18 protein-coding genes are annotated in these 21727 nt (G+C 47.0%); 13 read left to right on the top strand and 5 right to left on the bottom strand.

The genetic code is table 11. The features are described 5' to 3' along the window. Nucleotides 1–91 precede the first annotated feature (91 nt). The 12 genes from tilS (at nt 92) to rpoS (ending at nt 12007) form a co-directional block, all read left to right on the top strand. Nucleotides 92–1414 (top strand): tRNA lysidine(34) synthetase TilS, encoded by a 1323-nt coding sequence (tilS, locus tag ACJJIC_RS17925; protein WP_445357552.1) that lies wholly within the window; start codon nt 92–94, stop codon nt 1412–1414. A gap of 125 nt (nt 1415–1539) precedes the next feature. Continuing rightward, nucleotides 1540–3174: a CTP synthase gene (gene pyrG / locus ACJJIC_RS17920; protein ID WP_445357551.1), complete on the top strand. Its 1635-nt coding sequence runs from the start codon at nt 1540–1542 to the stop codon at nt 3172–3174. A gap of 55 nt (nt 3175–3229) precedes the next feature. Further along, the gene (gene kdsA, locus ACJJIC_RS17915) at nt 3230–4075 is read left to right on the top strand and encodes a 3-deoxy-8-phosphooctulonate synthase (protein WP_445357550.1); all 846 of its coding nucleotides are present in this window, start codon (nt 3230–3232) and stop codon (nt 4073–4075) included. A 226-nt stretch (nt 4076–4301) separates the two neighbouring features. After that, nucleotides 4302–5588, top strand: a complete 1287-nt coding sequence (gene eno, locus ACJJIC_RS17910; protein ID WP_444888392.1) for a phosphopyruvate hydratase — start codon at nt 4302–4304, stop codon at nt 5586–5588. 85 nt (nt 5589–5673) lie between these two features. Continuing rightward, nucleotides 5674–5961, top strand: coding sequence for an FtsB family cell division protein (locus tag ACJJIC_RS17905; RefSeq protein WP_445357549.1), 288 nt, complete (start codon nt 5674–5676; stop codon nt 5959–5961). Continuing rightward, nucleotides 5958–6677, top strand: a complete 720-nt coding sequence (gene ispD / locus ACJJIC_RS17900; protein ID WP_252085087.1) for a 2-C-methyl-D-erythritol 4-phosphate cytidylyltransferase — start codon at nt 5958–5960, stop codon at nt 6675–6677. Before ACJJIC_RS17905 ends, ispD begins: the two co-directional genes overlap by 4 nt. Further along, nucleotides 6677–7162, top strand: coding sequence for a 2-C-methyl-D-erythritol 2,4-cyclodiphosphate synthase (ispF, locus tag ACJJIC_RS17895; RefSeq protein ID WP_444909049.1), 486 nt, complete (start codon nt 6677–6679; stop codon nt 7160–7162). The genes ispD and ispF overlap by 1 nt, the downstream gene beginning before the upstream one ends. Beyond that, nucleotides 7155–8117, top strand: coding sequence for a tRNA pseudouridine(13) synthase TruD (gene truD, locus ACJJIC_RS17890; RefSeq protein WP_445357548.1), 963 nt, complete (start codon nt 7155–7157; stop codon nt 8115–8117). Before ispF ends, truD begins: the two co-directional genes overlap by 8 nt. A 48-nt stretch (nt 8118–8165) precedes the next feature. After that, nucleotides 8166–8837 carry a protein-L-isoaspartate(D-aspartate) O-methyltransferase gene (locus ACJJIC_RS17885; protein ID WP_444909051.1) on the top strand — a complete coding sequence of 224 codons (672 nt, stop codon included), beginning with the start codon at nt 8166–8168 and terminating at the stop codon, nt 8835–8837. Continuing rightward, nucleotides 8834–9796, top strand: a complete 963-nt coding sequence (locus ACJJIC_RS17880) for a DUF368 domain-containing protein (RefSeq protein ID WP_445357547.1) — start codon at nt 8834–8836, stop codon at nt 9794–9796. The genes ACJJIC_RS17885 and ACJJIC_RS17880 overlap by 4 nt, the downstream gene beginning before the upstream one ends. Nucleotides 9797–10017: 221 nt before the next feature. Further along, nucleotides 10018–10755 (top strand): peptidoglycan DD-metalloendopeptidase family protein, encoded by a 738-nt coding sequence (locus ACJJIC_RS17875; RefSeq protein WP_444909052.1) that lies wholly within the window; start codon nt 10018–10020, stop codon nt 10753–10755. 202 nt (nt 10756–10957) lie between these two features. Next, entirely contained in the window at nt 10958–12007 is a 1050-nt protein-coding gene (gene rpoS / locus ACJJIC_RS17870) for an RNA polymerase sigma factor RpoS (RefSeq protein ID WP_252085093.1), read from the top strand. Nucleotides 12008–12122: 115 nt separating this feature from the next. Here the strand turns inward: rpoS and ACJJIC_RS17865 are convergent, their stop codons facing one another. The 3 genes from ACJJIC_RS17865 to ACJJIC_RS17855 all read right to left on the bottom strand — a co-directional run bounded on the left by ACJJIC_RS17865 (nt 12123) and on the right by ACJJIC_RS17855 (nt 15837). Further along, nucleotides 12123–12449 carry a YdbL family probable chaperone protein gene (locus ACJJIC_RS17865; RefSeq protein WP_444909053.1) on the bottom strand — a complete coding sequence of 109 codons (327 nt, stop codon included), beginning with the start codon at nt 12447–12449 and terminating at the stop codon, nt 12123–12125. An 11-nt stretch (nt 12450–12460) separates the two neighbouring features. After that, nucleotides 12461–12655 (bottom strand): YnbE family lipoprotein, encoded by a 195-nt coding sequence (locus ACJJIC_RS17860; RefSeq protein WP_252085095.1) that lies wholly within the window; start codon nt 12653–12655, stop codon nt 12461–12463. Between the two features lie 191 nt (nt 12656–12846). Next, complete coding sequence (locus ACJJIC_RS17855) at nt 12847–15837, bottom strand: intermembrane phospholipid transport protein YdbH family protein (protein WP_445357546.1); 2991 nt, start codon at nt 15835–15837, stop codon at nt 12847–12849. 1000 nt (nt 15838–16837) lie between these two features. Between ACJJIC_RS17855 and pepN the strand changes: the two genes are divergently transcribed. Then, nucleotides 16838–19468, top strand: a complete 2631-nt coding sequence (gene pepN / locus ACJJIC_RS17850) for an aminopeptidase N (RefSeq protein WP_444909055.1) — start codon at nt 16838–16840, stop codon at nt 19466–19468. A 78-nt stretch (nt 19469–19546) separates the two neighbouring features. On the opposite strand, the gene ACJJIC_RS17845 is transcribed toward pepN, so the two are convergent. Both ACJJIC_RS17845 and ACJJIC_RS17840 read right to left on the bottom strand, forming a co-directional pair. Beyond that, nucleotides 19547–20095, bottom strand: a complete 549-nt coding sequence (locus ACJJIC_RS17845; RefSeq protein ID WP_444909056.1) for a histidine phosphatase family protein — start codon at nt 20093–20095, stop codon at nt 19547–19549. 10 nt (nt 20096–20105) lie between these two features. Further along, complete coding sequence (locus tag ACJJIC_RS17840) at nt 20106–21671, bottom strand: carboxylesterase/lipase family protein (RefSeq protein ID WP_444909057.1); 1566 nt, start codon at nt 21669–21671, stop codon at nt 20106–20108. Nucleotides 21672–21727: the final 56 nt, after the last annotated feature.

Below are 21727 nucleotides of genomic sequence, written 5' to 3'. Positions count from 1 at the left end.
TCTGCAATATCCCGCTTCCCGCTCAGAAGTCCATCAACTCAAGTTGCCAGCACCGGTATACTGTGTCGATCTCAGTTCCAGGGTATAGGCAGTGACCTCCAAATCCGCAGCAAATTCTCTACCGCAACTTATAAAGTCTGCGATGCAGCGCCACCCGGCTCTGGGACAGCTATGGGTTGGATTTTCTGGTGGCTTGGATTCCACTGTCTTGCTGCATCTTCTCAACCAGAATGGTATCCCCGTTAAGGCAGTGCATGTGCACCACGGCCTAAGTAGTAATGCAGAGCGCTGGCTTGACCACTGCGAAGCTGTTGCCCGTGAGCTGCAAGTGCCTTTTGTTGCGGTGCGTGTGCAAGTCGATAGAAGCGGTGGTGGGATAGAGCAGGGGGCGCGTAAGGCTCGCTACAAGGCTTTTGATTCGGTGATGTCCTCCGGTGATCAAATTTTGCTCGGTCACCATGGGGATGATCAGGCAGAAACCTTTCTATATAGACTAATGCGGGGAGCGGGCGTCCTTGGGCTTTCGGGTATGGCGGAGAGTCGGCCGTTGGGTGAGGGTAAATCCTTACTTCGTCCTTTGTTGTCAGCGGGGCGCCGTGAGCTGGAAGCCTGGGCCCTTGAACACGGGCTCAGCTGGATTGAGGATGAGAGTAATGCTGATGAGGCTTTTGAGCGCAACTATTTACGCCAACAGGTCATGCCTGTTTTATCCACCCGTTGGTCGGCACGGCAGAGTATTCAGCGGGCTGCAGATAATCTTAGGGAATCTGCATTACTGCTAGAGGAGTTGGCGCTTGCTGACTTGCAGATCTGTGATATCAGGCGAGAGAGGTTAGGGGAGAGCCTCTTTTTAGCGACGTTCATGAATTTAAGTATTGCGCGGCGCAAAAATCTACTGCGCGGTTGGGTGTTGCTGCAGGGTGGTATGGCGCCGGAATCCGTGGTTCTGCAAGAAGCTTTGGCGCAAATTGAGAAAGCGGGTGCGGATGCCCAGGTGGAAGTACGACTGGGTGGGTGTGTAGTGCGACGCTTTCAGCGGCGCCTCTATCTGACCCCTGTCATGGAGCCCTTTTCTACCACCGAAGAAAGCCTTCAATGGGATGGCGTGTCAGCACTACTGTTGCCCAGAGGTGGTGTACTGGAATCGGTGCAGGGTTGGCCTCAGGGGGTATATCAAGTGAAATACCGCCGGGGCGGTGAGCGCGTCCAGCCTCTCGACCGACTTCGCTCCCAGACTCTCAAGAAGGTGTTGCAGGAGAGGGCGTTGGAACCCTGGCTGCGAGACCGGATACCGCTCGTGTATCTGGATGGAGAGCTGGTGGCAGTTGCCGATTTATTCTGCTGTAAGGCGGGCTGCTCCACTTTGCCAGTAGCACCTTCGGTGAAACCGCCCAGCTGGCGGTTTTTCGATTGAGCGGAGAGGGGTTTTCTGCTACCCTGGCGCCCCGTCTCAAAGGCACCGGGAGAAGCTGGATTATCCGCCCGGGCCAGCCCTGTAAGCTCGACATTCATCGAGCGCTCAACTGACCAAGGTTTTGCATGACGCGCTATATTTTTGTAACTGGTGGCGTGGTTTCCTCGTTGGGGAAAGGTATCGCCTCCGCCTCTTTGGCCGCCATTCTCGAGGCCCGCGGCCTCAAGGTTACCATCCTCAAACTGGACCCCTACATCAACGTAGACCCGGGTACCATGAGCCCCTTCCAGCACGGTGAGGTGTATGTCACCGAGGATGGTGCCGAGACTGACCTGGACCTGGGTCACTACGAACGCTTTATCCGTACCCGGATGTCCAAGCGTAACAACTTCACCACCGGCCGTGTGTACGAGACCGTACTGCGCAAAGAGCGCCGTGGTGACTACCTGGGTGGCACCGTACAGGTGATCCCCCATATTACCGATGAGATCAAACGCCGCGTTGTAGAAGGTGGCCGCGATGTCGACGTCGCTATTGTTGAAATCGGTGGCACCGTAGGTGATATCGAATCCCAACCGTTCCTGGAATCTGTGCGTCAGCTGCGTGTGGAAATGGGCACCAACCGTGCCCTGTTGATCCACCTGAGCTATGTGCCCTTTCTTGCCACTGCTGGTGAAACCAAGACCAAGCCGACCCAGCACTCTGTTAAAGAGTTGCGTTCTATCGGCTTGCAGCCGGATATTCTGCTGTGCCGTTCCGAGCGTGAGATCGATGAGGACTCCCGCCGCAAGATTGCACTGTTCACCAATGTTGAAGAGCGCGCTGTTGTACCGCTGCCCGATGCCAAGACCATCTATGGCGTACCGCGTCTTCTGCACAGTTACGGCCTCGACGATATCGTTGTGGAAAAACTGCAGCTGGAATGCCAGGCACCAGACCTTTCCGAGTGGGATGAAGTGGTCGATGGCAAGCTGAACCCCCAGCACGAAGTGAAAATTGCCATGGTTGGCAAATACATGGAGTTGCTGGATGCCTATAAGTCCCTGATCGAGTCCCTGACCCACGCGGGTATCAAGCATCGTTGCAAAGTGGATATCGACTTTATCAACGCTGAAGACGTTGAGGGTGAGAACGGCATTGACCTGATCAAGGATGCCGATGCAATCCTGGTTCCCGGTGGATTTGGTGAGCGCGGTTTAGAGGGCAAGCTTGAATCTGTTCGCTACGCTCGTGAAAACAATATCCCTTACCTGGGCATCTGCCTCGGTTTACAGTCTGTGGTTATCGAGTTCGCGCGCAATGTGCTCGGCCTCGAAGGTGCCAACAGTACTGAATTCAATACTAAAACCCCGCACCCGGTTATCGGCCTGATTACAGAGTGGATCGATAGTGAAGGCAATATCGAGAAGCGCGACGAGCAGTCTGACCTGGGGGGCACCATGCGCTTGGGTGGCCAGGAGTGTCGCTTGGCTAAAGATACCAAGGCTCGCGATATCTACGGCGCAGACGTCATTGTAGAGCGTCACCGCCACCGCTACGAAGTGAACAACAACTACGTTGATCGCCTGCAGCAAGCCGGTTTGAAAATTGGCGGCTGGTCTGCAGACGATACCCTGGTAGAAATGGTTGAATTGCCGAACCATCCCTGGTTCGTTGCTTGCCAGTTCCACCCGGAATTTACTTCAACCCCGCGCGACGGCCACCCGCTGTTCGAAAGCTTTGTTGCCGCCGCAATGAAGCAGCGTGACAACCAGGGTTAATCAGTAATCCGCCCCCGGTCTCTGTGATTGGGGGTGAGATGACAGGGAGCTGACAGTGAAAACAATTGAAGTCGGAAATATTCAGGTCGCCAACGATAAGCCCTTTGTGCTTTTTGGCGGTATGAATGTACTGGAATCCCGCGACCTGGCGATGCAGGTGGCTGAGCACTATGTAAAAGTCACTGAAAAACTGGGTATTCCCTATGTTTTTAAAGCGTCTTTTGACAAGGCCAATCGCTCTTCCATCAACTCCTATCGCGGACCGGGTATGGAAGAAGGCCTGAAGATTTTTCAGGAAATCAAAGACACTTTTAAGGTCCCCTTGATTACCGATGTCCACGAAGTACACCAGGCTGCTCCGGTTGCCGAAGTCGTGGATATTCTCCAGCTGCCGGCCTTCCTGGCCCGCCAGACTGATCTGGTCGCCGCTATGGCAGCGACTGGTGCAGTGATCAACGTCAAAAAGCCCCAGTTTATGAGCCCTCCGCAAGTTAAAAATGTGGTGGAGAAATTTGCTGAGTGCGGCAATGAAAATATTCTTTTGTGTGAGCGCGGTGCCTGCTTTGGCTACGACAACCTGGTTGTCGATATGCTGGGCTTCAGTACCATGGTCAATGCCTCCGGCGGTGCGCCGCTGATTTTTGATGTCACCCACTCACTGCAAATGCGCGACCCTTCCGGTGCTGCCTCTGGTGGTCGCCGTGCACAGGTCACTGAGCTGGGCCGAGCAGGTTTGGCTATTGGTATTGCCGGCCTGTTCCTGGAAGCACACCCGAATCCAGATAAGGCATTGTGTGATGGCCCCAGTGCATTGCCACTGGAGAAGCTGGAACCATTCCTCGCACAGATGAAAGCTGTGGATGATTTAATCAAAGGCTTTACGCCTCTGGATACTGAATAAAAGTAAGAAATACATAGCGCGCGCCCTTTTTGGGCACTTGGTACTTATTCTGTAGCTATTATTCATGGAAGCTACGATTAGAGATACTCACAAAAAACTGTGAGAAAAAGTTTCACAAGAGTAAGAACCCTTAATTGTTGCGTGCAGCTATTGGAAAATTTCTTTCAGTAATTACCTTTTTAATAAGTAACAAGTTTAGTTAGTACTAATACGGAGCCCATTGTTAATGAGCAAGATTGTCGCTGTTAAAGCCTACGAAGTGCTGGATTCCCGCGGTAACCCTACCGTCGAAGCCGATGTAATCCTGGAAGACGGTTCCATTGGTTCCGCTTGCGCTCCTTCTGGCGCCTCCACTGGTTCTCGTGAAGCTCTGGAATTGCGCGATGGCGATAAAAGTCGTTACCTGGGCAAAGGCGTATTGAAAGCGGTTGAGAATATCAACACCACTATCGCCGATCTGCTCAAAGGTATGGACGCAACTGATCAACGCGCCCTGGATAAGGCGATGATCGATGCCGACGGTACTGAAAACAAAGCTAACCTGGGTGCCAACGCTATTTTGGCGGTTTCACTAGCGGCCGCTAAAGCCGCTGCAGCTTCCAAAAAAATCCCCCTGTATCAGCACATTGCTGAAGTAAACGGCACTCCGGGTGAATACTCTATGCCGGTTCCGATGATGAATATCCTAAACGGCGGCGAGCACGCCGATAACAATGTGGATATCCAGGAGTTTATGGTTCAGCCCGTTAAAGCTGAATCTTTTGCCGAAGCCCTGCGTCAAGGTGCTGAGATCTTCCATTCACTGAAAAAAGTACTGTCCAGCAACAGCCTGAACACTGCGGTTGGCGATGAAGGCGGCTTTGCTCCGAACTTGCCATCCAACGAAGCCGCTCTGAAAGTGATTGCTGAAGCGGTAGAAAAGGCCGGTTACACCTTGGGTGATGACATTACCCTGGCTCTGGATTGTGCTTCTTCCGAGTTCTACAAAGATGGCAAGTACGACTTGGCTGGCGAAGGCAAGCAGTTCGACAGCGAAGGTTTCGCCAGCTATTTGGCTGAGTTGTCCGCCAACTATCCGATCCTGTCTATCGAAGACGGTATGGACGAGAGCGATTGGGACGGCTGGAAAATTCTCACCGACAAGATAGGTGAAAAAGTACAGCTGGTAGGCGATGACTTGTTCGTAACCAACACCAAGATACTAAAAGAAGGTATCGAGAAAGGCGTGGGTAACTCTATCCTGATCAAGTTCAACCAGATCGGCTCCCTGTCCGAAACTCTGGACGCGATTAAGATGGCAAAAGATGCAGGCTACACCGCTGTAATCTCTCACCGCTCTGGTGAAACTGAAGACACCACCATTGCTGACCTGGCTGTAGCTACCGCTGCTGGCCAAATCAAAACCGGCTCCCTGTGTCGCTCCGACCGCGTAGCTAAGTACAATCGTCTGCTGCGTATTGAAGCTGAACTGAATGGTTCCGCTCCTTACCGTGGCCGTGCTGAATTCAAATAATCAATATTTGAATCGCACATTGGTATTGCAGAGGGATTCCTCTGCAATACCTATAATACGAACAAGCGAAATATCGTAATCTCGTATGAAATGGCTGCTGGGAATTCTTACCTTTATTCTGCTTGCCACTCAGTATCGTCTCTGGGTTGATGATGGCAGTCTTGCCGAAGTTACCCGTCTCAAACGACAGCTTGCTCAGCAACAGGAAAAAAATGCAGCTTTAGCGCGGGAAAATCGCCAGTTGTTGAGAGAAGTACGAAGCCTGAAAGTGGGCACTGATGGTGTCGAAGCCAAGGCACGCTATGATTTGGGATTGATTAAGGAAGGGGAAACCCTGTTTATCTTCCTGGACTCGGAAGAGGCTAAAAAGTGATTACAGATTATTGGGTGGTTGTGCCCGCTGCGGGTGTTGGTAAACGCATGGGAGCCGATCGCCCCAAGCAATATTTACCATTACTGGGGCGCCCTTTATTGTCCCTAACCCTGCGGAATATTTTAAGTTGGCCGGGACTTGCTGGCGTTGTTGTGGCCCTATCAAAGGATGATGAATTTTTCCCGCACTTGAAAGAAGCCTCTCACCCATTAATGCACACTGTAATTGGTGGCGCTGAGCGAGCGGATTCTGTCCTCTCAGCCCTGGAATTTCTCGCTCAACGGGAACATGGCGACACCCCAGTGCTTGTACATGATGCCGCTCGGCCATGTGTTGCAATGGAAGACATTAGTGCACTATTGCACAGCCAGGTTGCACAGACCGCGCTGCTAGCGCGTCAGGCCAGTGATACTGTAAAGAGAGGGTCTGAGATAAGCGGTGTTCAATGTGTTGAACAAACCCTGGATCGCAAACAGATATGGCTTGCGCAGACCCCTCAGCGAGCGCCTCTTGCACTACTTCGCTCCTGCCTCAGTCAAGCATTGCAGCAAGGTGAAGCTGTTACAGATGAGGCAAGTGCGTTGGAAATTTTTGGTCACTCTCCGCAACTTGTTGAAGGTCGGAGTGACAATATCAAAGTGACCCACCCCACCGATATCGTAATGGCAGAGACCATTTTACGTCTGCGCTACGCTCCCACCGAGGATTATCGATAGTGAGTTTTAGAATTGGCCAGGGCTTTGACGTGCATGCGTTTGGCCCTGGCGATCATGTTGTGCTTGGTGGAGCAAAAATTCCCCATAGCTTTGGTTTAAAAGCCCATTCCGATGGGGATGTGTTGCTGCATGCACTTTGCGATGCGCTTCTTGGTGCTTTGGCTCTCGGTGATATCGGTCATCATTTTCCCGATACGGATGAGCGTTTTAGTGGAGCGGATAGTCGTGCCCTTTTGCAACATGTCATGACCCTAATTAAGGAAAGGGGATATCGCCTGGTGAATGCTGATACCACTCTCATTGCACAGGCTCCCAAGATGGCTCCTCATGTAGAAACCATGCGCGGCTATATTGCTGCGGATTGCGGTGTGGATATCGCCGATATTAGTGTGAAAGCAACGACTACGGAGAAGCTTGGCTTTACCGGGCGGAGTGAAGGAATTGCGGCCCAGGCCACTGTTTTACTTGAGCGATATGATGTCTGAAGTCTGGAATCTAAATTGGCCCCGCGCTTTGGGTGGGGCGGCAATCTCTGCTGATTTTCGTACTGTTGCGGAAGATTTTGTTGTCGATGAGATGGCTTTTCCCGAACCTACAGAGGACGGGGAGCATGTGTATCTGCATATTAAGAAGCGGGGGGCCAATACTGTCTGGGTGGCAAAACAGCTAGCCAAACTCGCCGGAGTGCGCCCTCTGGATGTCAGCTACTTTGGGTTGAAGGATCGACATGCCGTAACCACGCAGTGGTTTAGTGTTTGGCTCGGACAGAAGCCAGAGGCAGATTGGTCGCAGATCAATAGTGAAGAAGTTTCACTTCTGAGGTTTTTTCGAGGCGGCCGTAAACTACGTCGCGGGGAGCATGTAGGCAATCGGTTTAAAATTCGCCTGCGCAATGTAAGTGGTGATCGGGTGGCTGCGGAAGAGGTGCTTAAACAGGTAGGTGGCGGAGTGCCAAATTACTTCGGTGAGCAGCGCTTTGGTATCGATGGCGGCAACCTGAACCTGGCGCGTCACCTGGCGGAAGAAGAGGGACGCTGTCGTAAGAATGAAAAGGCCTTTGCCATGTCGGCTGCGCGCAGTTGGCTGTTTAATCAGGTATTGGCAGAAAGAATCACTCAAGACTGCTGGCAGCAAAGTATTGAGGGTGAGCCACAAAGTGAGCCCAGTGGTCCTTTGTGGGGGCGCGGTAGAAACCTCGCCACAGGTCCTCAAGGCGAATTGGAGCAGCAAGTACTAGAGAAGTGGCTGAGCTGGTGTAACTGGCTGGAACATTGCGGGCTCAAGCAAGAGCGAAGACCACTGGCCCTACGTCCAGAGGCCTTTCGTTTTGAGTGGCAGTCTGATGACCTCCTCTTGGAATTTGCGTTGCCGCCTGGGGCATTCGCAACAGCCTTGCTAAGGGAGGTGGCACAGCTGGTCAATGTGAACTCGGACACATAAAATTTGTGGCTGAAAGCGAGAGTTATACAGGGGATGGAATAAAAGCTTATGGACCGCTTGAGACACGAAGGCTTGGGAATGACCTCCCAGCGAACTCGCAATCGCCTGATCCAACGCTTGAGGGATGAGGGCATTAGCAATGAAGAAGTCCTCGATGTGATGGCTTCGACCCCCAGGCACCTTTTTCTGGATGAAGCCCTGGCGATCCGCGCCTATGAGGATACAGCTCTGCCAATTGGCTATGGCCAGACAATATCCCAACCTTACATTGTTGCCCGCATGACAGAGTTGCTGCTGAGCAGGGCCAAATCCCTGCATAGAGTTTTAGAAGTTGGTACGGGTTCCGGCTACCAAACCGCAATTCTTTCTAGGCTGGTTGAACAACTTTTTTCTGTTGAGCGTGTCGAACCCTTGCTCGATAAGGCCTGCCAGCGTCTTAACGAGTTGGGATATCAGAATATTGAATACAATCTCAGTAGTGGTGGTTTTGGCTGGCCGGAAAAAGGGCCTTATGATGCAATCCTGGCAGCAGCGGCTCCCTCAACGGTTCCCGATGAACTCAAGCAACAGTTGGGACCAAATGGCGTGCTGGTTATTCCTGTGGGTTCGGAGCAACAGCACCTGATGATGATCTCTCGTCGCCAGGATACCGATCAGTTCGATGTGGAAAAGCTAGAAGCAGTGCGGTTTGTGCCGCTGCTTAGTGGTGTGGTTCGATGAAATTTAGAGAGCTCTTTAAGAGCCGGTACCCGGGTGTAGTGCTGCGTGGTATGGGAATGGGTGCTGCAGATGTTGTTCCGGGGGTTTCCGGGGGGACCATTGCTTTTATCACAGGGATCTACCAGGAGTTACTCGACTCTTTGAGCCGGATAGGGCCTCACTGTATTACGATAATGCGGGTGGAAGGGCTATCAGCGACGTGGAAGCACATCAATGGCAGCTTCCTGTTATCCCTGTTTTTAGGGGTGTTGATCAGTATCTTCAGCCTGGCGAGGATTATTAGCGGCCTTTTAGAGCAATATCCTATTCTCGTCTGGTCTTTCTTTTTTGGCCTAGTGCTGGCTTCTACCTTCCCTATTCTTCGCAATATCCCCAGGTGGTCTCTTTCGACAGCGGTCTTTCTCTTTCTAGGCATCGCGCTGGCAGTTGTTGTCAGTGAGCTTCGCCCTGGGGACATCCCAGCTACGCCACTTACTTTATTTTTATCTGGAGCATTGGCAATTTGTGCCATGGCTTTGCCCGGAATTTCAGGTGCCTTTATCCTGCTTATGATTGGGATTTATCCCAAGGTACTCACTGCAGTACATGAGCTGCAATTGTCGAATTTATTGTACTTTGCGGTTGGGGCCGCTCTGGGGTTAATGCTTTTTAGCCGATTGCTTTCCTGGTTGATGCACAAATATGTCGCTCGCACATTGGCTTTTCTTGCAGGGATCTTATTAGGTAGCCTGAAAATAATTTGGCCCTGGAAGCTACCAATCAATGGTGCCGAAACTGTTTCCAGTAAGCTTGCGCCATTACTCGCCAATACATCCCCGTCGAACTTTATGGCCCAGACAGGTGAGAATGCGAATCTGGGGCCTGCGATTATTGCCGCTTTGGTTGCTGCGGTACTGGTTCTCGCGGTGGACTATTTCGGAGGGGGGCATCGAGGTAAATCCTACGCCACACCGCAATAAGATCTGGAATATCTCGGTATGGCAGCTTTTTATGAAGCTTTTCCAATGATTTTTAGAGCTTTTCTTTAGACACTTTTTCCATAAATGCCGTGGTCTGATGTAAAAAGAGAATAATGGAATGTCATCTTTTACGACAAGTTGAGGCCCATTTTTGGCGGAACAATAAGCCTAATATTGGTCATTTTTTGACTTTGATGTTAAAAATATTAGGCGTCTGTGTCGTGGCTATAGCCCTGGTTTCCTGTGCTGGCCACAGAGCACCGAGTAGTTCCCTAAATCAGCCTCCAAGTATCCGTCTCAATCATCATACTGTGAGCCGCGGGGATACCCTGTATTCTATTGCCTGGCGTTACGGTCAGGATTTCCGCAAGCTGGCGGCTATCAATGGCATTAAGCCTCCCTATAATATTTATCCCGGCCAACGCTTACAGTTGAATGGTAAAGTGCCGCGTCAAGTCGCCTCAAGCTCCCCTGTAGCCAGAAAAAAAACTGTGGCTAAGCCTGTGCCCACAAAAAAAGCTATTCCCGCCAAGAATAAAAAATCTTTAACGAGAAGCTCTACGCGCCAGAAGCCTCAAAGTAAGCGAACAGGGGCGATTCACTGGCGTTGGCCTGTCCGTGGACAAGTCATCAGTAAGTTCCGCTCTGGAGACCCCTTGCGGAAGGGTGTTGATATCGCCGGTGAAAAGGGAGAATCTGTATCGGCAGCAGCTGATGGCACTGTTATCTACGCTGGCAGTGCACTGAGAGGGTATGGAAAACTGCTGATCGTTAAGCACAGCGATGTTTACTTGAGTGCTTATGCCCACAATCACCGACTGCTGGTGAAAGAGGGTAGTAAGGTCAAAGCTGGACAACGGATAGCGGAACTGGGTTCGAGTGGTACCAACCGCGACAAGCTCCACTTTGAAATACGAAAAAACGGTCAGCCAGTGGACCCTCTCGCGTATCTGCCTTAAGCCGGGAGAGTGCTCTAAAGCTCTGCAAATAAAAATGGACTTTTAACTAATACCACTTGGGGTGGTCACAGCAATCGTGGCGACCAAATGGTCAAGCCGATTCTGTGGCTGTCGCACATGTGTACCTGATTGGTCGTTTTTTAGACCGATTCTGGTCTCATGCTATGCGGTTGATATTGGCAAAGTACAAGGAGCAGGGGAAATGGAAGCACAACGGCAAGACCAGTCCATGACTGGCCAGGCAGAAGACTTTCCTCCTGAGTTGGCGGTAGAGAATGATGAGCAGAAACTAAATTCCGAAAAAGGTAAAAGTAGTGGCCGTACGCGGAGAAATGCGGCAAAAAATAACTCCGTTTCCTCCCCCACAGAGAAGAGTCGGGTTAGCAGGTTGGATGGCGATGGCCATTTACAGAAGAACCTGGATGCCACCCAGCTCTATCTCAATGAAATAGGCTTTTCCCCCCTACTGACCGCTGAAGAAGAGGTTTATTACGCACGCAAGGCCTTGCGTGGTGATGCTGCATCAAGAAAGCGTATGATCGAGAGTAACCTACGCCTTGTTGTAAAAATCGCCCGTCGCTACGTTAGTCGTGGCCTCGCATTGTTAGACCTAATCGAAGAGGGCAACTTGGGGTTAATTCGCGCTGTTGAGAAGTTTGATCCGGAGCGAGGTTTCCGCTTTTCTACTTATGCTACTTGGTGGATACGTCAGACAATAGAACGAGCCATTATGAATCAGACTCGTACTATTCGCCTGCCAATCCATGTAGTAAAAGAGTTAAATGTGTATCTTCGAGCATCTCGTGAGCTTGCACAGAAGCTGGATCACGAGCCATCTGCAGAAGAGATTGCTAACTTGTTGGAGAAACCAGTAGAGGACGTCGAACGGATGCTGGGGCTCAATGAGAGAGTCACCTCCGTAGATACTCCTATAGGCCCTTCTTCCGAGAAGACGTTGGTTGATACTATACCCGACCAGCAGGAGTCTGATCCGGCAGAACTCCTTCAGGATAGCGACCTTTTCGATAGCATTAATCGCTGGCTTGGTGAGCTTCCCGATAAGCAGTGTGAAGTTGTATCCAGGCGCTTCGGATTACGTGGCTTTGAGGCGAGCACCCTAGAAGAAGTTGGGCGTGAAATTGGTCTCACTCGTGAACGGGTTCGCCAAATCCAAGTTGATGCACTGAAACGTTTAAGGGAAGTTATGGAAAAGCAGGGACTTGACGGGCAATCCCTGTTTGGAAATCTCTAATTTTGGCCCCTAAATAGGGAGGCCCCATGAAAGGTGTGTTTCGTGGGGCTTCCTCAAACTAACTGTGATAGCGATGTAATACGTCACAGTTTCCGTTTTTCTACTTCAAGAGCGCTTATTTTCTCACCCAGCGACCAAGGTTGTCCTGGTAGTACTCCCCACGGGATAGGCGGGCCTCTAGTTTCTCGGCAGCACGTGCCGCAACTTGGGCAATATCGACATTGTGGCTTTTGGCAATCTCGGTATAGGCCTGCTTACGTTCCGCATTAATTTTTTTTACAAGCTTCTCCAGTTCAGGCGAACTGGCGTCCACAATAGCGATATAGCCACTGTTTGCTTCTCCCACTAACCCTTGCTTTTTGGCATCTTCTAAGGAAATCGCCATTGCGGGTAACGCCAATATCAAGCCCAGAACTAATAGAGCTTTCTTTACCATACTCATATTCTATCTCCTCAGAAAATGCCTTCCTTGTCGTCAAACAGGTTTTCAAGATCCTTGTCCACTTTGACCCGGATTTCATGTTCAATCTTAACATTCAGGTTTACAGTAATTGGCTCGCTGGGGGCCTTCACTGCTACAGTAGGTGTGCAACCTATAGCAATCAAAGTGTACAGTACTCCTAAAAGAATCAGCCGGCTGGCCCTCATCTGATACTCCTTATGGTGCCACTTAGGCGCCTTTTATTTGTTGCATCTTCAGCAGTTACGTCAAAAATCAGGCCAGGTTCGCCAACTGCGTCGGGAGTGACCACATTTGGCAATTGTAATGGCTCTACCTTAACCCGCTCTGAATTAGTCGACCTTATGCACTAGTGGGGAGAGCCTACTGTACTAGCAACCTATTGGTCCAGTTGCTTTTCTAACGCTGTTGTCAGGTCACGGCTGGCCTGTAACGAGCGCAACATTGCAGGAATATTATTCTCAAGGTTGAGGTTAATAATCAGGTCTCTTTCTGAATCCATTGATTCACTACGCCCGACAAGTTTTAAGTTGAGTAATAGGTCTCCACTGGGAGGATATTGTAAATTGCCTTCCAGGGTGCGGAAGTCATAGTCTTCAAGGGCATTTGAGATCAGTTTCAGCTGGGGATTGCCCTTGAGCATCTGCTGAGAAAATGCACCATAATATCTTAGCTCTCCGCCAGGCTCGACTGCTTCCAAATGACCATTTTTAACGGTAATCCCTTGGGGGCCTGTGGTAATAGGTATGGTTAAGTTTAGACGTCCTTTGGCTTTGAAACTTTCCGATTCGGTTTCTTTAGCTAGCTTTTCAAGAGATACATGCTCTGCGTACAAGGTACTGTTGCGCTCTATATTATCCAGATTCCAATACAAAGCTTCGGAAGACAGTTTTCCATCAAGAAACTCTGCAGAAAAATCGTTTAGGATAAGATCTTGTGTTTTATTTACAGACAGAGAAAAGGACAAATTATTTAGAGGTAATCCTGCGTTGATGGATTCTATAGTCAGAGGCTGTGGTTTAGATGTAAACCATTTTCCTCTATGAGTTTCCACCAGAACATTCCCATTAACTCCTGCAGCAAAGCTACTATCGTAGATCGCAGCGATATTAGTTAAACTTATATCGATAGTATCAGTTGATTGGCGAGGCCATGATATAGCGCCATTGGCAGAAAGCCCCCCAGAAACGATATCTAAAGGTAAGCCTTGGAAAACCTTACTGAGAGGTGCTGCGGAATTGAACTCAACATATGGCAGTGAAAATTGAAGAGCGCCAACTGCTAACTCGATATCATGATGCAAACTTGAGGTGAGTTGTAAATTACCGGCCTTAACTTGGCTTTGTCCCTCAAGCTTACTCCCGTCCAGGGAGAGAGAGCCAGTAAGAGAAGTCTCAAGGGTATAATTTTCAGGGGTAGCGACCTTAAGTCTGTTACTACTAAAGTCACTGCTGAACTGTGTGCTATCTCTTGAAGATATTACTTTTATATTATTCAGATCTAGTGTTCCAGATAAGGTCCCATGCTCATTGGAGAGGTTGCTAAAATGGTTGCTTGATTTCTCAATAATGCAACTTGTGATGTCTGATAAAATTTCACAATTGACTTTAGGCGCTATAAATTCCGCTTCCCTAATCTTGAATTCCTTAGCTTTCAGCTCTCCAAGTGAGGCTTTAACTTGTTCCAGTTTTAAATTCTGAATGTGGCCATCTTCCTGGAAGTGAATGGTAGATGAAATATCCATTTTTCTGAGAGCAACACCCGCCGGCATATCAATTATTACAGGAGATATGGCCTCGAACTTAAACTTGCACTCGGTAAAATTTTTGATGTTGCACTGAATGTGTTCAATTTTTGAAGCGGCTGAATTAGAGGTGTTTTTGGCTTTTAGCTGAGTGACAATTAATCCATCGTGAATTTGTATATTGAAGGAGTTGGATTCCGAGGGGCTCCCGGTAATATGAATGTTCTTCTTAACTTCGGCTTGAATATGATTATGATTTAACCCGCTGTTGAGTAAGGGAGACTCTTCTTTCAGACCGGTTACTTCTGCATCAAACAGTAAATCGCTTTTTGGTAAGATAGTTAGATGAATTTGCTCAAGCCAGTTTTTATTTATAGACGATGTTTCGGTAAAATTTAAGTGAGCCTCACTTTGAAAGTTGAGATATCCTTTGGGATTGGTAATTTCGAGTGAAGGAAAGTAATTCTTAGTCAAAAGGGGCTTGATTAGTGGTTCTGCTCCAGCCAGATCGACAGAGCCCTTCAATTGGAACTTAGGGTTGGGTGTTAGATCGCTATATTCGAACCTAAGATTTGCCAAAAGATTTTTGCTGCCAGAATCTTTTAGTGTTGAAACCTCAATTGAGCCAGAACCAGTGACGGACTCTAACTGAATAGGATTTAGAGTCTTTAGTTTGAGTTCTATGGGTGACTGAGTTGACAAGTGAGCCTGTATCTTTTTATTGGAAGATTCAATGGGTAAGCTCAATCCCAGGTTATCACTCTCAACTTTAAATAGAATATCCTGATAATTTGCCTTGGATAAGATTTCGTCTGGAATGAAGGCGCGAGCATTAATCAGTATATTCCCACTGGCTCTCATCCCATCTACAGGGGTTTCGGCCAATACTTCAGAGATGTTTAGAATCGACTCAATGGAATTTAGGTTTGATGATGCACTCGCATCTAGTTCCCATTGATTTTTATGGGTTTTGGATATATCTATTTCCAGTCGAGAAGGTTCTTTAATTAAGTCAGAGCTTATTTCTGTAACTGTAGTAATGTCGCCTGAAGTCAAATTGGCTTTTAGTGAAAGTTCGTGATTTCCGGTTTTGATTGAGCTGAAAGGTGTTTGTATATGGATCTCTGTATTATGCCGGTTAATTTTCAGTGGGCCAGCCTTCAAATCATCACCAAATTCAATTTCTCTTACGAATACTGATCCAGGTATAAAGCTTATTATATTCTGAGTTAAATTACTTAAGGTGAGAGTGTTTTCTTTAGAGGGTATCTTTTCAGTTTTGTTAGGTTTGCTTGATGTAGAGTTTTTTATTTCAGAGTATGTGAGTTTGCCAATTGATAGCTCAATCTTTTGGGTGTTATCCCGATCAAAAATAATATGAAAAGGATAGAGTATTTTAACCTTGTTCAGGATAAGGTTATTTTTTCGGTTGGACTGAAGGCGGACTTGTTCGATAGAAGCTTCCTTGATGCCTAATTTCAATCCGGATAATTGCTGAATAACAACTTCGCCTGCAAATAGGTTGATCATCTGAGAGACAACAATATCTTTTTTCCACCAACTACCAACTAGAAAGGTAGCTAAGAGTACTGTAGTCACAATGATAAGAATACGGGGTTTTCGCACTTTAAAACTCTTAACTTATAGAGTGGAGGTGATTTCGTATAATCGCTAGAAAACTGCAGCAGTCATGTAACGGGTTAATAGTGTCTTTTGCAGATCTGTAACAAGATATCTTATCAGACTGTCAGGATAATACTTTGTGAGAGTTAGATTATTGACTACTAAGATGGTTCACCTACCCACCAAAATGAGAAATGAATGTTGGGTCATAAGATGTCAGCCACTCTGTCCTGCAGCAGTTTTAGGTGTCATTGCATCTGTTATTATTTTCCGGCTTTGGGTGTAAAAGCCAGAAAGCAACAGGCTTAGCCATGCAGTCCCATTCGAATGAAGTATTAAGGCTGTATTGGGCTTTGATAGCAATGCAGATACCTCATGAGGGAGGGGTATCTTGACCTGCAACACCTGGAATCTTTTGTAGGTTCACTCAGTGATTAAGGTGCATGTTAAATAGTTTTAGGCTATCAGTAAGAGTCTTGTAATTGCTTTTGTTGTGAAGGTCATCACGTACGATCGGAGGCAGTCCGCACGTGGTTAGAGTTGCTGTCCAGGCTGAAATCTGCCACAGGAGTGGCGGGCGGGTAACTAGAAGTTTTCATTGATTAGAAGATAGCCGATCAGTTTACCCCTACTAAACCACTGCCTCTGTCAATGGACCAACAAACAGTCCAAGAACCCCATTCTTATCAAACTAAAAATATAAGATTTTTAGCCGGTGATTGGTGGAGAGAGGCTTAAATAGCTAAAAAATTGACCATCCGCTAGAGGGATAAACACGGCGATGATTCTGGGTGGGTATTGAATCTGTTTAGGAAGCGTTGCTTGAGTTGTGCAAAATTAGCCTAATTTGTGATTGGTAAATGGGGCATGGATCTTAGAGATATTCAAGATTAGAAGAGGTATTATCTATTTATGTTTTCTTTAGCCTGTGTTGGAATATACGAGCCCAATTTACACGGAATTAATCTTCCATGGGGGCGAATTGAATGAGGATATTTAAAAAATGCAAGACGCTCAGCCGAAGACTATTTACCTCAAAGATTATCAAGTACCAGATTATCTGGTAGATAGCACAGATCTTCATTTTGAATTGGAGCCCAAGGCGACTCTGGTAAAGTCACAGCTAAAAATCCGTAGGAACCCCAAGGCGGGTCAAGGTTTGCCGCCTTTACTTCTGGATGGCGTCGATTTAGAGCTGTTATCTATTGCAATTGATGGTTCAATTCTTCCCGAGGTCTCATATCAAGAAACCCTCCAGGGATTGTCTATATTGGTGGATAAGCCTGAATTCATATTGGAAATCCATAATAGAATTAATCCTGAAGATAATACTTCTTTAGAAGGTTTGTATCTTTCAAATGGTATGTATTGCACACAATGTGAGGCAGAAGGGTTTAGAAAAATAACTTTTTACCCCGATCGTCCAGATGTGATGTCGAAATTCACCACTACTATCGTTGCGCCAAAAGATCATCCTGTATTGCTATCCAATGGTAATCAGATTGATTTTGGCGATTGTGAGGATGGTCGTCATTTTGCGACCTGGGAGGATCCTTTTGCGAAACCATCTTATCTATTTGCTTTGGTGGCAGGGGATTTAGAAAATGTAGAGGATACTTTTACTACTAGTAGCGGGCGTGAAGTAAAACTGCAAATTTTTACTGAAGCAAAAAACATCGGTAAATGCGAGCATGCCATGCGCTCCCTGAAAAAGGCTATGAGTTGGGATGAGGAAGTATATGGCAGAGAATATGATCTAGATATTTTTATGATCGTGGCGGTAGATCATTTCAATATGGGGGCCATGGAAAATAAAGGGCTAAATATCTTCAATTCAGCTTGTGTGCTGGCGAGTCCTGAGACAGCAACCGATTCTGCCTTCCAGAGAATAGAATCTATCGTTGGGCATGAGTACTTTCATAACTGGTCGGGAAATAGAGTTACATGCCGGGATTGGTTTCAGCTCAGTTTAAAAGAAGGTTTTACGGTGTTTCGTGATGCCGAATTTTCTGCTGATATGAATTCTCGGGCTGTTAAGCGTATCGAAGATGTTTCACTATTACGAACCAACCAGTTTGCTGAAGACGCGGGCCCCATGTCTCACCCAATAAGACCAGATTCTTACATAGAGATTTCCAATTTCTATACATTAACAGTATATGAAAAAGGTGCGGAAGTAGTCCGGATGTTGCACACCCTATTGGGGAAGGAGAAGTTTCGCAAAGGTAGCGATCTCTATTTTGAACGACATGATGGAAGTGCAGCAACCTGTGAAGATTTTATCCTGTCGATGGAAGATGCTAATCAGGTAAACCTCACCCAGTTTCGACATTGGTATAGTCAAGCTGGAACTCCACTCTTAGAGGTTACAGACAGCTTTGATCAAGCAACGGGCAGATATAGCCTTAAAGTTTCTCAGTCTTGCCCAACTAGGGCGAACCAGGATAAAAGTCTACCACTTCATATCCCGATTAAAATTGGTTTGCTGGATGTGGATGGAAATAACTCTATTCTCAACAATGAAGGGGACATTGAGGAAGTTCTAGAGGTTACTCAGCCTGAGCAACTCTTTGAGTTTAGTGGATTTCGGGAAAAACCCCTGCCATCACTTCTGCGTGATTTTTCTGCGCCTGTCAAGGTTCGTTACCCCTATACCGGGAAACAGTTGATTTTCCTGATGCGTAATGATTCAGATACGTTTAACCGTTGGGATGCATCGCAGCGTCTTGCATTTATGGCCCTTACACAACTACAGCAAGACTATCGTAGTGGAGAGGCACTTCAGTTACAGCCTGAACTGATAGAGGCATACCGGGATGTGCTAAAAGATAGCACACTAGATCCCGCCTTAGTGGCAGAAATACTACGATTGCCAAGTGAGCAATCCGTTGCAGAGATGAATGATCTTATTGATGCTGAAGCGATAGTTGTAGCGCGAGATTTCGCCTTAAAAACTTTGGCAACGGCATTGGCTCCTGAGCTGTTACAAAGATATACAGCGTTGGATCACCAGAAACCCTATAGTCCCAATGCAAAAGATATTGCTGAGCGAAGCTTGAAAAATACTTGCTTATCTTATCTTGCAGCTACAGAAAAAGATGATGCGTTAAATATTGTACAAAAGCAGTTTGAGACAGCTGGGAATATGACTGATAGCGCCGCAGCACTTAGTGCATTGATTAACTACGGAAGTGCTCCGAAGGTTGATTCGGCAATACAAGAATTCTATCAGCGCTGGAAAGATGATACTCAAGTTGTGGAGCTTTGGTTAGGGCTGCAAAGTAGCAGTGCCCGAAACGGGACTCTTGCCAATATCAAAAATTTAATAAAGCATCCCTCCTTTGAGATTAAAAATCCAAATAAAGTTCGAGCGGTACTCGGTGGATTTGCTAATCGAAACTTTAAGCAGTTTCATAAGGAAGATGGTAGCGGCTTCTTCTTTATTGCTGAGCAGGTCGTTATGCTAGATAAAATTAATCCACAGATAGCAGCACGGCTTGTTGTGCCGATTACACGCTGGCAAAAATACAGTGATGATCTTTCGGGTAAAATGAGAGAGGCTCTTCAGGGTATTCTTGATTCTGGTGGGTTATCTAAGGATGTTTTTGAGGTGGTGAGTAAAAGTATAAACTAAAGCTCAGTTGTCAAGTTTGTTAAATGGGGCGATAAATTGCCCCATTTTTGACTTGAGCGTGAAGCACTCTAAATTTCTTTATAATATTGGTCTTATCCGCTCGCTGCCAAGTCTAACTAAGTTGAGTTTTTCGTTGAGTAGTTTTAGTTCGGTAATGGATGTATAGTCAGGACGGAACTGCTGAATTTTAGAGTTATCTAGAACATGTGCTACTACAGAATTGATTACCATATAGTGGCAAAATACTATAGTGTCTTCTTGAACACTTAAAAGATAGTGAATGATTCCGTCACGCCACTTCTTTTGTTGTGTATTGTTGGGGTCCCAATTCTGATCTAATAAAGAACGTAGCCAAGGTAAGCGTTGTTGTAGTGTGACCCCTTTGGGTGTAGGGATTTCGCTGACTCTGTTTTCTAAAGTAACGATTTTCCTCCACTTCTCTGCTAAAGGTTGTGCAGTTTGCTGTGCGCGTAGTTTGGGACTACTAACTATATTGAGATCCGTATTTTCAGTGAAACTTTGAGCTAAAGTTGTGGCTTGTTTATGTCCCAAGGTGGTGAGAGTTGGGTCAGGTATTAGAGGACCTTTTGCGGCCTCACCATGACGGGCAAGTAGAATTTTTATCATGCTTTTGATTTTATAGGTATTTATTTAAGGCTTCATTGGGAATATCTTGCCATAAGTTGAGTAAATCCGTGGCATTAAATTCTCTAGAGGTTGAATTTTGGCCTAATCGCTTACTGTTGGTGCCTGAATAGACAGCCCAATCCCCTCCAGGAGTACCTATTTCAGCAAAGCTAAGCCAGGATCCCTGAATAGAGGCGCTGAGCAGATGGGCCTCGGTTTCTCCACCGTACAGCATCTTAAGAGAATCTTCGCCATGGGTTCCAAATACATAGCCGAGCTCTACTGCATGACAAGCCCCTAACAGAGGTTGAGAGGCAAGGGGTTGTGTGAAATGGTAGTGAAAACAATTACCGGGATATCCATTGAGATGCCTGAGGCCTGGGAGGGTAAATACCATATCTGTAAGCATTAGATTCCAGGTTTTACTCCATATTGGCCAATGATTATCTTTAGTTATAGAGGCTTGTTGATAATAATAATTGATAATGGGTTTTAGCTTATCTTCAGGAATTAACCACTCTAGGTGTTTACAAATCTTTTGATAAGTAAGTGTATATATTTCCGGATTGGATGCACTAAACAAATTCCATTCTTCTAGATTGCTTCCTAAAAGGAGTGGGAGGCCTTTTTCTGTTGGTTTTCTACTAAGTTTTGTATCTTCTATAAGTTTATTGTCAATAACGGGTTTAAACGGAAGTTTTCCCCATTTTTGATGTAGCTGTGTAGCTTCTAGAATTTTTTTCTGTGCTTGTAAAAGTTCTTTTGCTGTATAGTGATAAAGTGATTTTCCTTTACTTATTTTCCTGAGATGAAAAGTAAAGGCTTCTGCCATCTGGTTTGCCTGCTCGATAGAGTGAAGGGCTCTGGGGTGGCCGCTTTGCACAATGGCACGGGCATATAATCCTTGGCATTCAGAAATATTCAAAATAGAGGCGATACTCATAGCGCCTGCAGACTCGCCAAAAAGTGTAATATTGTCTGGGTCTCCACCAAATACGGAGATGTTATTCTTTACCCACTTAAGTGCGGCAATTTGATCCAGAATGCCCTCATTACCGGTAGAGGGAATCTCGCTGATGTCCTTGAGGCGCAAAAACCCAAAAGAGCCTAGTCGATAGTTGAATGTAATGATGATGGCCCTGCCACTGGCAGCTAAGTAACTACCATTGTAAATAGGTTGACAGCCAGAGCCCATATAGAAAGATCCCCCATGAATCCAGAACATAACTGGAAGCTTCTGTGAGGGGTTGACTGAGGGAGAAAAAATGTTGAGATGTAAACACTCCTCCCGCTCAGGAATTTCGCCATCTCGTCCTCGGACTTCCATTAATGTGGATGGGTTTTGCGCAGCCGGCATGCCGAATTCTTCTGCATGATATGGAGTTGTCCAGGGGGGGAGCTCTTCAGGAGGACTCCAGCGTAGTTCTCCTACGGGGGGGCGGGCATAAGGTATCCCAAGAAACTTATGGATTCCCAATTTCAAATCACTTTTACCGATGATGGGGCCAGAGCTAGTTTCTATTATTGGCGTCAGATTTTTATTTAAGTGTTTGCCAATATCTGGATCCTTAGTCATTTCTGGCGCCCCTATCTCTAAAATTAATTCTCAGATTTGTTTTTGCAGTGTGAATG

This window comes from Microbulbifer mixtoriginis (SeqCode) (genome assembly GCF_052468275.1).
The sequence above is the reverse complement of the archived record's forward strand: the minus strand, read 5'-3'. Positions and strand labels throughout refer to the sequence as shown.